The 16,087-nt window shown below is 32.5% G+C and carries 12 protein-coding genes; 4 read left to right on the forward strand and 8 right to left on the reverse strand.

From position 1 onward, the window contains the following. The first annotated feature begins 41 nt into the window (after nucleotides 1–41). Together RSE15_RS09515 and RSE15_RS09520 are read left to right on the forward strand one after the other, a co-directional pair. Nucleotides 42–974, forward strand: a complete 933-nt coding sequence (locus RSE15_RS09515; protein WP_324067983.1) for a PorP/SprF family type IX secretion system membrane protein — start codon at nucleotides 42–44, stop codon at nucleotides 972–974. Between the two features lie 20 nt (nucleotides 975–994). Further along, entirely contained in the window at nucleotides 995–2,860 is a 1,866-nt protein-coding gene (locus RSE15_RS09520; RefSeq protein WP_324067985.1) for an OmpA family protein, read from the forward strand. A 51-nt stretch (nucleotides 2,861–2,911) separates the two neighbouring features. Here the strand turns inward: RSE15_RS09520 and RSE15_RS09525 are convergent, their stop codons facing one another. Genes RSE15_RS09525 through RSE15_RS09545 form a run of 5 tightly spaced genes read right to left on the reverse strand, consistent with a single transcriptional unit; the run spans nucleotide 2,912 to nucleotide 11,206 of the window. Continuing rightward, complete coding sequence (locus RSE15_RS09525; protein ID WP_324067987.1) at nucleotides 2,912–3,361, reverse strand: 6-pyruvoyl trahydropterin synthase family protein; 450 nt, start codon at nucleotides 3,359–3,361, stop codon at nucleotides 2,912–2,914. Between the two features lie 6 nt (nucleotides 3,362–3,367). Then, nucleotides 3,368–3,547: a hypothetical protein gene (locus tag RSE15_RS09530; protein WP_324067989.1), complete on the reverse strand. Its 180-nt coding sequence runs from the start codon at nucleotides 3,545–3,547 to the stop codon at nucleotides 3,368–3,370. Further along, nucleotides 3,544–4,293 (reverse strand): enoyl-CoA hydratase/isomerase family protein, encoded by a 750-nt coding sequence (locus tag RSE15_RS09535; RefSeq protein WP_324067991.1) that lies wholly within the window; start codon nucleotides 4,291–4,293, stop codon nucleotides 3,544–3,546. The genes RSE15_RS09530 and RSE15_RS09535 overlap by 4 nt, the downstream gene beginning before the upstream one ends. A gap of 6 nt (nucleotides 4,294–4,299) precedes the next feature. Beyond that, the gene (locus RSE15_RS09540) at nucleotides 4,300–7,743 is read right to left on the reverse strand and encodes an FIDD domain-containing protein (RefSeq protein ID WP_324067993.1); all 3,444 of its coding nucleotides are present in this window, start codon (nucleotides 7,741–7,743) and stop codon (nucleotides 4,300–4,302) included. A gap of 58 nt (nucleotides 7,744–7,801) precedes the next feature. Next, on the reverse strand, nucleotides 7,802–11,206 hold the full coding sequence (locus RSE15_RS09545) for a DUF8818 domain-containing protein (RefSeq protein ID WP_324067995.1): 3,405 nt from the start codon (nucleotides 11,204–11,206) through the stop codon (nucleotides 7,802–7,804). 459 nt (nucleotides 11,207–11,665) lie between these two features. Here RSE15_RS09545 and RSE15_RS09550 point away from each other — a divergent pair, with 459 nt between their 5' ends. After that, the gene (locus RSE15_RS09550; protein ID WP_324067997.1) at nucleotides 11,666–12,403 is read left to right on the forward strand and encodes a hypothetical protein; all 738 of its coding nucleotides are present in this window, start codon (nucleotides 11,666–11,668) and stop codon (nucleotides 12,401–12,403) included. Nucleotides 12,404–12,685: 282 nt separating this feature from the next. On the opposite strand, the gene RSE15_RS09555 is transcribed toward RSE15_RS09550, so the two are convergent. Then, nucleotides 12,686–13,939, reverse strand: a complete 1,254-nt coding sequence (locus tag RSE15_RS09555; protein WP_324067999.1) for an aspartate kinase — start codon at nucleotides 13,937–13,939, stop codon at nucleotides 12,686–12,688. 25 nt (nucleotides 13,940–13,964) lie between these two features. Beyond that, complete coding sequence (locus RSE15_RS09560) at nucleotides 13,965–14,441, reverse strand: GNAT family N-acetyltransferase (RefSeq protein ID WP_324068001.1); 477 nt, start codon at nucleotides 14,439–14,441, stop codon at nucleotides 13,965–13,967. Between the two features lie 115 nt (nucleotides 14,442–14,556). Between RSE15_RS09560 and fbp the strand changes: the two genes are divergently transcribed. Then, nucleotides 14,557–15,564 carry a class 1 fructose-bisphosphatase gene (gene fbp / locus RSE15_RS09565; protein WP_324068003.1) on the forward strand — a complete coding sequence of 336 codons (1,008 nt, stop codon included), beginning with the start codon at nucleotides 14,557–14,559 and terminating at the stop codon, nucleotides 15,562–15,564. Between the two features lie 76 nt (nucleotides 15,565–15,640). Here fbp and RSE15_RS09570 read toward each other — a convergent pair whose 3' ends face one another. Further along, nucleotides 15,641–16,072 carry a tellurite resistance TerB family protein gene (locus RSE15_RS09570; RefSeq protein WP_324068005.1) on the reverse strand — a complete coding sequence of 144 codons (432 nt, stop codon included), beginning with the start codon at nucleotides 16,070–16,072 and terminating at the stop codon, nucleotides 15,641–15,643. Nucleotides 16,073–16,087 lie beyond the last annotated feature (15 nt).

The raw sequence follows: 16,087 nt of genomic DNA on the forward strand, positions 1-16,087 counted from the left end.
AAAGGCTGTTACTTTGGTAGCAGCCATAAAAAATAAGAATAATGAAGAAACTATATTTAGTAGCTTTAGTTGTATTTTCTACTATAGTAGACTTACAAGCACAACAAGACCCACATTATACACAATACATGTATAATATGAGTGTTATGAATCCGGCTTATGCGGGAAGTAAGGATAATTTATCGATGGGGTTATTATACCGAAAGCAGTGGATTGAGATAGAGGATGCACCTACTACGGGGACATTTTTCGGTCATGCTCCAGTTGGAAAGAATGTTGGTATGGGTCTTAGTTTTATATCAGACAAGATTGGACCCGTTGAGGAGAACAATGTCTATGGAGATTTTTCGTACACATTAAATTTAGGAGGCGATCACAAGTTAGCCTTTGGATTAAAAGTGGGATTAACGTTTCATAATGTAGGGTTGTATAGTGATATAAATCATACGTTACCACAGCCTAGTGATCCAGCTTTTAGTGAAGATATAAGCAACACCTATTTTAATTTAGGTTCAGGATTTTTCTATTATACGAACAAGTATTATTTAGGATTATCAGTTCCTAATATGTTAAAGTCAAAACATTTGGATATCCAACGAACAGGTGAGGAGTTAGAATTTGGTTCAGAGACATCGCATTACTTTTTAACAGGAGGGTATGTTTTTGATATTAATGATACGGTTAAGTTCAAGCCATTTTTTATGATGAAATCGGCTTTTGGAGCACCAACATCTTTAGATTTATCGGCTAATTTTTTATTCAATCAGAAATTTGAGGTAGGAGGAACGTATCGTTTAGAAGATAGTTTTGGAGCGATGATAAATTATGCAGTAACGCCATCAATTAAGATAGGTTACGCATATGATCATATCGTTTCGGATTTGAAAGTAACAACGCCATCTTCTCACGAGTTAATATTGTTGTTTGATTTGAATTTTCCAAAGAAAGTATCAAGTTCACCAAGATTCTTCTAACCTAAAGCGACCAAAGTACAATGAGAAAATTATATGTAACATTAAGTTTTGTGATGGTAAGTGGAATGCTTAGTGCACAAAACCAATATACCAAAACAGCAGATAAGTTATTCAATAGATATGAATATGTTGATGCTGCAAAAGAATATTTAAAACTAGCAGAAGGCAGTAAAGCCGATAACTATGTTTACAAACAATTAGCAGAGAGTTATTACAATGTATTCAATACCAAAGAAGCAGTAAAATGGTATGCTAAAGTAGTAGAACAGAAGCAAGATGCGGAAACTTATTACAAATACGCTCAAATGCTAAAAGCCGAAGGAAACTTCAAGGAAGCTGATCAACAAATGCAACAGTTTGCACAATTGGCACCTAATGACCAAAGAGCTAAAGCATTTGTAAGTAAGCCAAATTATCTGCCAGAACTACAAGGACAAACCAAATTATATGATATTGCCAAATCAGATGTAAGTAGTGATAAAACAGACTTTGGAGCTGTACTTACCAATGATAACAATGTATATTTTTCAAGTTCACGAAATACTTCGAGAAAAACTAGCGGATGGAACGAAGAGCCTTATTTGGATATCTACAGAGCTACGTATAATGCAAATGGTACTATAAGCGATGCAGTAGCGGTAGATAACATCAATACCAAATGGCACGATGGACCAGTGAGTATCACAAACGATGGTGCAACAATGTATTATGGCAGCGAGAGCTTTAATGAAAAGGAGTTTACAAAAGACAAACCAAAGAATGCTAAGTTTGGTAAGATATATCTATATAAAGCAACAAAACAAGGAGACAATTGGACAAACGGTAAACCATTACCATTTAACAATAAAGCGTATGATGTAAGAAATCCAAGCATTAGCAAAGATGGAAAAACCTTATACTTTTCATCAAATATGACTGGCGGTTTTGGAGGTGAGGACATCTGGAAAGTATCTGTAAACGGAGACGAATATGGCACACCAGAAAACTTAGGTGCAAAAATAAATACGGAAGCCAATGAGAGTTTTCCATTTATAACCGAAGACAATATTTTGTTTTTCTCTTCCAACGGAAAAACAGGTTTTGGTGGATTGGACGTCTTTAAGATGGATTTAAACAAAGGTACAGAAGCAATCAATGTAGGAGAACCAGTAAACACATCAAAAGACGACTTTGCATTCACCTATAATACGACAAAGAAAGTAGGTTTCTTTTCGAGTAATAGAGACGGTAACGACGATATCTTTAAGGCAGATCCAGTTTGTAATGTACAAGCATTAGTTAGAGTAAAAGATGCTAAAACAGGTAATGTTATTGAAGGCGCTACAGTTATGTTAGTGGATGAAAAACAAACAACAATTACAAATCAAACAACAACTTCTAATGGAGAAACATTAAGTGGTGTATTATGTAATACAGCTTACAGTGCACAAGTTTCAAAGCAAGGATATGAGAGTGGAGTATTTGAAGTAGCAAAAGCAGAGAATAATCAAGTTGTTGTAGAAGCCTTATTGACTCCAATTATGCCAATCATTACAGAGAAAGAAGTGATATTACAGCCAATATACTTTGAGTACAACAAAAGCAATATAACAGCAGATGGAGCAGCAGAGTTGAATAAGTTGGTAATGGTAATGAATGAATATCCAAATATGGTCATCTTTGCCAAATCGCACACCGACAGCCGAGGAAGTGATAAGTACAATATGAATTTATCAGAGCGAAGAGCGAAAGCAACAGTACAATACTTAATTAGTAAAGGCATTGCAAAAGAAAGAATCTCAGGACAAGGATTTGGAGAAAGTGAACCAAAAGTAGCTTGTAAATCATGTACAGAAGAAGAACACGCACAAAACAGAAGAAGTGAATTCTTAATTGTTAAGAAGTAACTAATAGATATTTAAAAGAAAAAGTCCTCAATTTGAGGACTTTTTTTATGTTTAATTGTCTGAAGCATACCATTCTGCAAAGGATGTTTCGGTCTCTTGTAATCGAAGGGAATGTAAATTAATATTTTCTGGTAAAAGGTTTTTAATTTTATTTGAAAAATCTATAACCATATTTTCACTTGTTGGTTGGTAGTCAACCAATATAACATCATGCCCTCTTGATTTTAATTCATGTGCTAGTTCAATATGAGGAGTATTTTTATTAAAAACTGTGGCATGATCGAATACATCTACAATTTGTTCTTTTACAATTTTCTTTAAGTCACCAAAATCAATTACCATCCCGTACTTAACATTCGTTTTGTCAGTTATTGGTTTTCCAATTACTGTTACTGAAAGTTTGTAACTATGGCCATGAACATTTTTGCATTTTCCATCATATCCGTATAACGCATGACCTGTTTCAAAGTTAAATTGCTTTGTAATTCTTATGTTTGACATAATTTCTTATTTAGATTTTTGATCTTTTTTTTTAGCTCTGTAATATAAGGCATAAGCAATACCCACTAAGACTATAAAGGGTATAAATGAACCTATTAAAACACCTATTTGATATTGACCATTTGGTGCTGACTTTATTTTTTGTTCAACGTTTACTTGTTGAAGTAAGAGGATTAAACTTCTCATTTTTTAAATTTTTCTAATGCTTTTTTTGTGAAGTCAGATAATACTAATTTGCCTGAAATGGAGGCTCTTTCGTAAAGTAAAGTGTCCCAATTATCGGTTCCTTCCCATAGTACTTTTTTCATTTCATATAAGGCTTCTTCATTGTATGATGAAAGCTCTTTAGTGTATTCTTCAACTCTTACATCTAATTCGTCAATAGATTCAAATATTTCTGAAAAAAGTCCCTTTTCATGTGCCCATTTTGAAGTTTTCCAAGTAGTTGGGTTTAAAGTCATTTCGGACATAGCCGTTTTTCCAATTTTTCTTGATACTGCTGGTTCTATAACAAAGGGTCCAATACCAATAGCTATTTCTGAAAGTTTAATTTCACTTTTCATGCTTGCAAATGTATAATCGCAAGCCGCAGCTAAACCAACACCTCCACCTACTGCTTTGCCATGAACTCTTCCAATAATTAATTTTGGACACTTTCGCATTGCATTAATAACATTTGCAAATCCACAAAAAAAGAGGCTTCCTTCTTCATAATTACTTACCGAAAGTAATTCATCAAAAGAAGCTCCAGCACAAAAGGCTCCAGTTCCCTGACTCTTTAAAACAATTATTGATACATTATCATTCTTGCTTAAAGAATTAATTTCATGGGTTAATTTTTGTAATAATGTACTAGGAAATGAATTACTTGATGGATGAAAAAACTGTAAAGTAGCTATTTTTTCGCTGATTATGGTTTCTATTGTTCCCATTGCCAATTATCTTTTTAAACTAAAATGCGATTTGAATTCTTTTCTGGTGTTATCTTCAGTATATTCTACTTTAAACCAATAGTCTGTTGAAGGCATTAGTTCACCATTAAAGATACCGTCCCAACCTGAAGTTTCTGGACTAATCTGCTTCAATAATTTACCGTATCGATCATAAATTGTTATTACAGCTTCATATTCAATAGGTAGATAGATATTCCAACTATCATTGTAACCATCACCATTTGGTGTGAAATAATTGATATATGTTATGGTTTGAATCGTATTAGACAAAAGCAAACCACATCCCTTATTATCTCTTACATAAATGTTGTAACTTCCATTGGATAAATTATTGAATATTGGACTAGATTGCCAATCTAATCCGTTTAAACTATATTCATAGATTCCAAATCCTCCAATTGCTGTGGCTTGTATTGATGCTAAATCAGATGAGAAAGCAGGGGTTATTAATTCTGCAATTATGCTTGCTGGTTCTGATGATAATGTTATGTTTACTGAATCTGTAAACGTACATGAAGTGTCTAAATTTGTAACTGTTACTTCATAAGTTCCTGCAGCAGTTACATTAAAAGAAGGTACATTACCACTAGGATTTGTAGGTATCCAAGCATAACTGTAATTACCAGTTGTTGTAGGAGTAGCATTAATTCTTCGTGAGCCCAATCCTGACTCCGGATCAATACAGATGACAAAATCATCCCCTAAATTAGTGTCTGGTAATTGATTAACAATTAATTCTAAAAATGGACCTAATCCTGCACAATCATAAAGGTTACTTTCAATTCGAACCCAAATGAGTTGATTGTTGGCAACCGTATTTCTGAAATTAGTTATGTTTGTTATAACATTTTGTTCCGTTTCTGCATCAGCTTGATTAAGATAGTAGGTAAATGTATACGATTGTCCTGAAGGAAATAGATTGGTTAATGCGGGTTCAATTTCAGTTAAATTAAAATATCCTATTCCATCTCCATCTGGATCAGTTGCGTTTATGTAATCATCACAAACATCGTTAATAGTATACCTATACGTTTGAGGAATTATTGTAGCTGAAACGATTAAAATTACTTTTGATGTTTTGAAACAACCATTTGAGTTTGTTATTCTTACCCATACTTCATCTCCGTTATAAGCATTAAATGAAACAGCATCAAAAACTAAATCTGTATTATTGTCTGCTCCAGCTAAACTATTATGGTAGGTATACGTTAAGCTTGTGTCTGTTGAAATTAACAAGTTAGCTTGTGTTAAATTAAATGTAGTTCTTGCATCCGTATCTATATCACATTGTTTTAATAAAATGTTGTTATTAATAATTGGAACGGGTCTTACATTTAAATTAAATGAGGTTATGATAAAACATCCGGTTGTAATATTTGTTAATCTAACATAGATAATTCTATCATTAGTGTAAATTGTAGTTATACTATTTTGTCCAAAGGAAGCTTCGATAGGATCTAAATGATAACTTACAGCAATTCCAGTCTGTGAACCTATAATCTCTGCATCTTTTGAAGATAAATTAAAAGTAGTAAAACCATTTGCGTCATTTCCATCAATTGTATTGTCACATTCTTCTAATGCTGATATGGGAAAAACATTAGGAATCGGGTTAATAGTGACGCTTATTTCTGAAGTTACAGGAGGGCATACCCCAATGGCAGGGAGTGTATATTTATAAATTCCAGGTAAATCTATAGCTGGATTAAACTCATCTGTTCCTGAATTCAAATTAGGACTCCAACTTCCTCCAGTTTGTGCGGAAGAACCTAATAAAGGGAATAAATGAAAAGGTGTATCGTTAATACATTTGGTCACACTTGCATTATCTCCTGCAGAAACAGCTTGAAAAACTGCTACTGTAACTGTTACAGTAACAGGAATATTAATTCCTCCACAAGTAATATTAAATGAATAGTCATAATTTCCAGGTGGGTCAATGGCTCCATTAAAAATGCCGTTTCCACTACTTAGTGAAGGAGTCCAAGTCCCATTAGGTAATGGATTTCCAATGATTGCATCAAATAAATCAATACTCTCGTTTGAACAAATAGAAACATTAGTATCTTCAGGAATACTTCCAAACCCTGAATAATAGCCACCATATCCTGCAAAACCACTTGCTCCAAAAACACCAACTGCTAATGGGCCATCGGATTCTATTTTTACATCACCTACAGTATTGGAAATTCTATAAGTCACCCATTCATTATTTCCTAAAACCGCTTGTGGTAAAGCTGATGTTGGAACGTTATTTACCAAAACAATTGAACCCGAATGTGTTACGGCAATAATTTCACCCGTGTATTGGGTAAATCCAATAGAGTTAATACTTGGTATTAAATCAACACTCTTTTGCCAATAACAGCTTAGAGGCGGAATAAAATTTAATCCAGAAGTAGCATCACTTATGTCACCAGCGATAATTTGATATAGGTAAACAGGTTTGTCACTTTTAATATACATATTTTGATTATTTGTGCCCTGATAAAACGAGGTAGGAGCCAAATAATAATCGCCTGCATTTAAATTTGTTATAGGTGTTGTTGAATCATTTATATAAATGTTTGTATTATCTTCTGTTGCTATAACTAAGGGACGCTCTGTATTATCACTACCATTTCCTTTTACAACAACATATTCATTACCAACTTTTTCTACAGGAACAATTTGGTCTAAATTAAAATCTTGACCATCAAAAGCCGACATCATACCAGCTAATGCATTACCTGTATTTACAGCAATAGGCTTGTCAGATGTGATGTTAGCTCCAATAAAACCAGTTAAATTAGCAGGTGTATCAGTATAGCCTGATAAAATAACGCTTTCACCACTATTTAATACAAAATTTTGAGTGTCAGATGTTATATTCCCTGTACTTGACGCAAATACTACATCTGTATCGTAATCAGAAACAGCAACAATTGTATTGTCTTCTGTAGCCATTATACTTGCAACAAAATTTCTAGCCGCTCCTTCTGAATTTTGAGGCAAACTTCCAACTCTAAAATTTGTTCCAGTTCCAGATTTACCTTTAGAAACTAACATTTCAGCATGATTTGTAGATCTTACTCTAAAACTCACATAAAAATCTTTATTCCCTTCTAGTATCAAACCGAAATTATTTCTTATAATATTCACATCGTCAAGTGGGCGAAACATAAGTGAATTTTGTCCATTTCCAATAAATATTTGTTGCGGATTTCCTTGTGAAATAGTAAAAGGAGATCCGTTTAATGGAATGCCATTTCCTGAAGTAATAGTTACTTGAAATGGTGTAGGTGAAGGTGTTGATAAATATATATAATGGTCATTTACAACATTAGCATCTCTAGAATGTAAAGGCGGAATCCAATGTTTATTACTTAATTGGGTAAATCCTAATTGAGTAAAATTAAAAAATATAATTACAAAAAAAATCCTTAACATATCATGGGTTTTAATTGGTAAATTTAATTAGAAATAGAGATAAATTAATATTTTTTAACTAAAAAAATGCTCTCAATTGTACATTGCCTGTATGAATCGTTTTACTAGTTTCGCTATTTCGGCCTTGATAGTTAATATTAATGTCTAAATATTGAGTCAAGTTTTTCTGCAAAAGTAAGCGCCAAGTTTGATTTTTACCAGGTTGTAAACCTTCTAACATCTGAAAACCAACGGCTGACAATACATTTCCATCATACGAATTGTTATACATTGAAAACTCACCATTCATGCTAAATCCTTTTTCACTATTGAAGGTAAAAGAAGTTCCCAATCTATTTTGTGTTAAGGTTTCTAATGCGCCAATTTGATTTTCTTTTTGTTGAAATTCAAAGAAAACATCCCAACTCGCATTTTTTGAAAACAAATAGCCAATTTTTGGTTCTACTTGATAACTTTCAATTTCAAAATTTCTACTTGGATAATTTTCTGAATCGGATTTGCTTGTTGTGGTATTTCCTGAAAAAGTAAACAACCAACTTTTTTTTACCAAATGTTGATATTGTAATTGATGTGACTGATTTTTAGCCGAAATACTTCCTACAGAAAGCAAATTTTGACTTTTGTTTAACAAGAACGAATAAGTGGTTGAATGACGTTGTTTACCACGATTAAAAAATAAACTATTTCTAAAATTCGTATTCAAACCAATTAATTCTTCTTCCTCTTTTGAAAACGGATTCAAATCGAAATTAGCGCCATTTCTTTTTATTTTTCGATCGATTAAAAACGAAGTTTGATTATAAAAGTGCGAGGCAAATTTTTTAAAACCGTTTTCATTTTGCCATTGGTTAAAATTGAAATTCAACGCTTGCGAAAATTTATTTTGATGGGTTCTAATGAAAACTTGATTCGGTAAAAAAACCCGAACATAAATTGCTAAATCTGGATAAGGCGCAATTTCAAATTCTTGTAATTCCTGAATTCCATTACTGTTATAATCGTTCCACATATAAACACCTTGCCCGGGTTCTACTTGTAAGTAAGTAAATTCTTGTTGGGCAATGGTTCCAGAACTAGTTTGATAAGCGGTTGTAGTTTGTAGTATTTGTCCAAAAAACCGATCCGAGTACAAAATTCTGGAGTTAAACGATGGTTCGTCTTTTAAACTAGTATCTTCATATTTTAAGGTGCGATAATTCAAAAACACACTCAAATTGCTTTTTTCGGTTTTAATTAATTGTGATTTTAAGTAATACGAATTCGAATGATTTACACGTTCAATCCGATTGTTTTGTAAACTATCATTTTGGCGTTGTAAAAAACCTAATTCCACAAAAACCTTTGTCGAATCGCCTCTTCCCACAAATGCACCATATTCAAAAAAACGTTGACTCAAGGCCGAAAATGTATTGGTTGCTTTTAGTTTTTCGGAATTATCTTCCAAATTTACGGTAGCGCCGACCCAATTTTTACCCAATTTATACGACGAGCGATTTTGACTTCTAGCGAAAGACGAATTAGAAAGTTCGTAATCGCTTTTCATTACACTCGAATTACTCCAAAATATCCAATTTTTTGTGGCATATCTTCCTGAAAAAGTATGTTTATTTCCTGAAAAAGCATCGCCAAAAGCTAAGTTTTCAAACTGATAAAGCGCTTTTCCTTTGTTGTTGAAATTAAAATCTAATCCCGAAGTCAAAAAACTTTGATTGCCTAATAAAGTCGAAGTAATGTTCCAATCTCGATTAAATTCGATGTTGTACAAACGTTCAATGGTTTTGAAATTTTCTTGCACCAACTGATAATTTGCAAATGCATCAATCTTAGTTTTTCCATCAAAAAGGCGTTGCTTTCCATTGAATTTTCCAGCAAATCCTTTGTTATTATTGTCATCTAAAGTCGAATACAAATTTTGGTCGCTGTTGCTTAATGCTACTTCAAAATCCAAAAGCGTTTTTTCGCTGGGATTGTATTTTCCTAAAATCGTTGCCATTTGAATTTTTGTAGGCGAAATCAAACGGACAATGGGTTCATAATTTCCTTGCGGAATTCCAGCTATTGGTGCAACATATTCATAAATTTTTCCAACCGCTTGATTGTTGACTAAAACGTAATTTCCTTGATTGTTTCCCACTAACGAAAATCGCACATTATACAATTCGTCTGTTGGATTATTCGAATATTCAAATACTTCCACAGCACCAACAATCACTTTTTTGTACAGAATTTTATTTTCGGAATAGGAATCTAAATAAGCTGAGGGTCCATTCATTTGCAAAATATCATCACCCGCATTTTGTAAAATATCAATTTGTTCCGAAGATAAATTCTGTTGCAACGGCTGGTTTTTAACATCACTTTCTGAGTAAACATATCCGCCAATTTGCCAATTTTCTCGCTCGTGCGAAATTCCACCATATGTTATAAATCGGTTAAAATTTCTATCGGTGTATTGATATTCTACGTTGATTCGCATTTCGGAAGTAATCGGAAATAAAGAAGTAAAAATGATTTCTCCAGCGTTGTAATCGATGATATAATCGTTGTTTTCGCCACGAGTTTTCAAAATTCCGTTCACATAAACGCGTTCCGAACCTGAAATTACCAAAACATACAACTCGTTATTATTGCCGCGTAATTTATACGGACCCTGATTTCCTTCCTGACCAACAAATGTGCTTCTTGCATATTGTCCACGAACCAAAGCTCCAGTAGCAACTACTTCGGTTTTTTTATCGGGTGTTCCAAAGGTAAAACGTGTGGATAAACCTTGTACTTTTTTGTTGAAATTAAGGAAAGCAGATTTTCTATTTTCCAGAAATAAATCGCCGGCACGAATGTTCCATTTATCCGAAAATAATTCGATGAAGATTTGGTCAAATTCGTCTAATTTTTGCGAATAACCACCTTCTTGCAACGGTATATTACTGTCTTGAATCGAAGCACGCAAACTGACTTTGTCTGAAATTTTTCCTGTGATTTGCAAATCTAAATTCGAATTCACCACCGTGTTTTGATTATTTCCAACCGTAACACCACGCGTAATACTCCCCGAAGTATTTAATCCGTCGAAAGGTTTGAATTTAGTGTTCTTTTCTTTTTTGAAAACAACTAATTTTCCTGCTTCGTTAGAAACCACTTTGTCGTCATCGTAAATGGAATACGTTTTGGTTATAAAATCCGGAAATTTTGAATAGCGAATCACTAACGAATCAGAAGTATTGATGTCTTTGGTAAAAACTAAAGTTCCTTTTTGAAAATTTACTTTGTAAAAGCTAGTGTCAATGACTTTTCCATTTTTGTCTTTAATTTCAAAAAAGGAATTGTTCAAACTAAATTTTTCAATTGAAATAATATCTTTTGAAAACGCAATTTTTTTAGTTGGGTACGATTGTAACGTCTCTTGAGCATAACCTCCCAAAAAACACAACAGAAATCCCGCTAAAAAAACAATTTTTTGCATAAATACTATAACTCCGAATCTTCAAAAGTAGTATTTATTGTTGGAAAGTTTTATTAAGATAGATTTTGTTGTTTGAAAAATAAAATAGAAAAGTTGAAATTTTAACAAAATGTACTGAAAAACTAAAGCAATGTTTTTGAAAAAGGGTTTCAAATTTCGCCTCGAAAAATATCTTAGATTTAAAAATTATTTAAATATTCACAAGTAAGAATTATTTTTTTGAAACCGTAAAATTTTATATAAAAAACCGTAAAATCATAAGATGATTAAATGTTTAATTTGTGTATGATTACAAGTAAAACTCAATACGTTATCAGAACATTGCTTACTGAACTTTGATTTAAAGTAAGAATTTGAAGAGATGGTTATTTTTTAATATTTTGAGTTTGTTTGTGATGGGGAAAATAAGCCGAACAGATACCCGAAAAAGATAGTAGGTTTTAAAAAAGTTTATTAAAAATGAAAAAAATAATTTTATTAGGTGCATTTACTAGTTTATTAACATTTTTGAATTTATCTTGTTCTGAGGAACAACCTGAAAATTTGATTGAATATCGTAAAAATGACATTGAAATTTATCAAAGAGAGTTGCAAGATGTTAACTATGAAAAATTAACCTTTGATAGTGAAGAGTTTTTAAAATCGAATGAATGGTTGCAAAAAAATAGTTTTTTTAAAATGAATTTTAATTGTAATGAGTTGTATAAGGTTACTTCAAAATTAGATAATAAATCATATGTTGGTCTTGATATAGATATTCTGAATTGTTATATAGAGGGATATAGAATTAAAAATTATGTGGTTTTTCATGAATTGTCAAATGGTAAAAAGTTTATATATTTACAGAGAGATATTATTAAAAACAACACACAAATTGTTCAATTTTTAGATATTAATAATGGTGAGGTGATGGATTATTATTTATATAATTGTTCAGAGGACGACTACATCCTTTATCAAAGTAAACTTAATGAATCTGTTGGAGGATTAGGGTTAAGACATATTTGTTATAAATCTTTTAAATCATGTTATAATAATACCAAAGCAGGTTTAGTTCAAAGCCCAACCGATGAAGTTTTATGTGAATGGCTTCCATGCGCGACAATGGCGTATTCATTTTGCGCACTTGCTTATGTAGACGGTTATATTGCAACTGCAGGCGGTTTTAACCCAGGAGATTGTACAAAAATTATTTAAATTAATTATATATGAAAAAATCAAAATATTTTCTATTCACTGGACTATTCTTCTTTGTTTTTTCTTGTGTTCTCTTGATATTAAAAGCGTATGATATTGCAAATGAGGAAAAATATGAGGTTAAACAAATTTTATTAATTATATCTACGATTCTGTATATAGTTTCATTGTCTGTTTATGTAATAATGAAGTTTGTTTTGAAAAAATAACTCCTCATTAAGTTTTATACAAAAAGAGTTTTGCATAAAGCAAAACTCTTTTTATGTTTTTAGTTTTTAATTCTTATTCTTTAGTTATTACCTGCATCGTTTCTCTAGAAATCTGACGAAGCAATATCGTTTTGTTCGTTTCTACGACTTTTGCTGCGTTTTCGTCAAAATGTCTGATGGTGTAAAGCGATACGTTTTCGTTATATGAAACTTTGAATTTTTTAGCCAATACTTTTCGCAACTCTTCAAAATTGTTGTACTTGTCTTCAATACAAACGGAAAAACTAATTGCGGTGTTTTGAATTAAATTCACTTTGATTTTGTATTTCGAAAACAAAGCAAAGATTTCACTGATGTGATTTTCCATGATGAAATCGAAATCAATAGACGACAACGACAATAACAATTGGTTTTTCTTTACGATGAAACAAGAGGTTTTAGGTTCTAAATCAGCACCTTTGGAAACGCTGGTTCCTGGTAAGGTTGGATTTACAAACGATTTCACATACAACGGAATTTCCTTTTTCTGTAAAGGTTGTAATGTTTTTGGATGAATTACCGAAGCGCCATAAAACGCTAATTCAATTGCTTCTCTGTATGATATTTGGTTCAACAAAACGGCATTTTCAAAATATCTTGGATCAGCATTTAAGACGCCAGGAACGTCTTTCCAAATGGTAACACTTTCCGCACCTAAACAATAAGCAAAAATAGCAGCGGTATAATCAGAACCTTCGCGACCTAAAGTAGTGGTAAAATTATTCTCATCCGAACCTAAAAATCCTTGAGTAATGTTTAAGGTTTTCTTTTTAACGCCTTTTGAAATTAATTTTTGAGTGGTTTCCCAATCTACTTGCGCATCACGGTAATTGTTGTCAGTTTTGATTAATGGACGCACATCAATCCAATTGTTTTTTAAGCCGCTATAATTGAAATAATGGCTTACAATCGTGGTAGAAACTAATTCTCCAATGCTCACCACTTGATCGTAAACAAAACTATAATTTGGCGATTTGTTGCTGCGAATGAAATATTCTAAATCGTCAAAATGTGCGTTTACATCAAAAAACACATCGTGCTCTTCGTCTTCAAATAAGTCTAATAAAATTTGGTTGTGGTATTTTCGAACTTCTTGAAGCGATGCATGCAATTCCTTCGATTTATCAAAGTAATTTTTGATTACCACTTCTAACGCATTCGTGGTTTTTCCCATGGCGGAAATTACCAATAAAACATCTTCGTGTCCTACCGTGTTTAAAACATGCAATACGTTTTTTATTCCTTCGGCATCTTTAACTGATGCACCTCCAAATTTGAATATTTTCATTCTTAAAAGTATTAAGATTCTAGTATTAAGTATTAAGACTAATAAAATTTTTAATTCCGTTTTCATCCATATGAACTACTCGCCAATCGCCTAAAACTTTCGCGCCTGATTTTTCATAGAAATCTATGGCAGGTGTGTTCCAGTCTAAAACATTCCATTCAATTCTGCGTACGTTTTCAGCTTTTCCTTGTTGGATAATTTCTTTGTAAAGCGCAAATCCGGCACCGGTTCCGCGTTTACTTTCTTTTACAATTAAATCTTCTAAATGGATAGTTTTACCTTTCCAGGTAGAATAGCGATAATAAAACAATGCCATTCCGATAATCTCGTTTTCCACTTCGGCAACAAAACATTGAAAAAGTGGCTGTTCTGAAAAGCCATCACGAACCAAATCATCAACTGTTACTACAACGGCATCAGGTTCTTTTTCAAAAACAGCTAATTCTTGTATCAATTCTAACACACAAGGCATATCTTTTTTTAAGGCTTTTCGGATAATCATTTTTTTAATTTTTTTACAAAAGTAAAATTAACTTAAACATCTTTTTCAAATTAATATATTCTTTTAACAAAAATCACGATATTTGTGCCAAAAATACAACTACAACGTTTTCGTAATGGAAGAAAGAAACAGAACATTGGGCGAGTTTATCATTGAACATCAAAATTCGTTTCAGTACTCAACAGGAGAATTATCTCGTATTATTAATTCAATTCGATTGGCTGCTAAAGTAGTTAATTATAAAGTGAATAAAGCTGGTTTAGTAGATATTGTGGGCGCTGCTGGCGAACAAAATATTCAAGGAGAAGACCAACAAAAATTAGATGTTTACGCTAATGAAGTTTTTATTCAAACTTTAATTAATCGTGAAATTGTTTGTGGAATTGCTTCAGAAGAAAACGACGATTTTATCACTGTAGCCGGTTCAGACAATAGCCACAATAATAAATATGTTGTATTAATGGATCCATTAGATGGTTCTTCTAACATTGATGTAAATGTTTCCGTAGGTACCATTTTTTCGGTTTTTAGAAGAGTTACGCCTGTTGGAACTCCAGTGACTATAGAGGATTTCTTGCAGCCAGGCGTAAATCAAGTAGCGGCAGGTTATGTAATTTACGGAACTTCAACAATGTTAGTTTACACGACAGGACATGGAGTTAACGGATTTACATTAAATCCAGCTATCGGAACATTTTATTTGTCACACCCAAATATGAAATATTCAGAAGACGGAAAAATTTACTCGATTAACGAAGGAAATTACGTTCATTTTCCACAAGGTGTGAAAGATTACATCAAATATTGCCAGTTAGAAGAAGGCGACAGACCTTATACGTCAAGATACATCGGAAGTTTAGTTTCTGATTTTCATAGAAACATGATTAAAGGAGGTATTTACTTATACCCAACCAGCTCAAAAGCGCCTAATGGAAAATTACGTTTGTTGTACGAATGTAATCCAATGGCCTTTATTGCTGAACAAGCGGGTGGAAAAGCATCTGATGGTTTTGGAAGAATCATGGAAATTCAACCTACTGAATTGCACCAACGTGTTCCGTTCTTCTGCGGCAGTAAAAACATGGTAGAAAAAGCAGAAGAGTTTATGGCGAAAGCGAAGTAGATTTTTAGAAATAGATAAAATATAAAAAGCACAAACTCATTAGAATTTGTGCTTTTGTATTTTAAAACAGTTTGAATTATCTGTTCATGTGTTGCATTTCGTAAGTGAACGTGTCTAAATCTACGTTCATATCTACTAATTTTAAGGCTTTATCTACGATGTAACCAACGTTTCCAGCCGTAAATCCTAAAGCTAAAGCAAAACGGGTTAATAATTCTTGTTGTTTTTCACCTAAAACATCATCAGCATATACCATTCTTGCCAAATCATACAAACGCTCTAAACGGTGCGTATGCATTAAAGGTGGATTAACAGGATATTTTAATGGGTTTTCTAAAATTTCTTCATATTCTGCTTGAGAAATTTCTAATTTGATAGCTAATTTATCTAAGAATTGCTTTTCGTGAGGAGTAATAGTTCCGTCTGACAAAGCTACTCTTACAATGGCTGAAAAATGACCTTTGTTTCTATTTCTAAAACCGCTATCGAATAAATCTGAAATTGACATGTTGTTTATTTTTTA

The sequence above is a fragment of the Flavobacterium sp. genome, assembly GCF_035195345.1.
Classification (GTDB): Bacteria; Bacteroidota; Bacteroidia; order Flavobacteriales; family Flavobacteriaceae; genus Flavobacterium.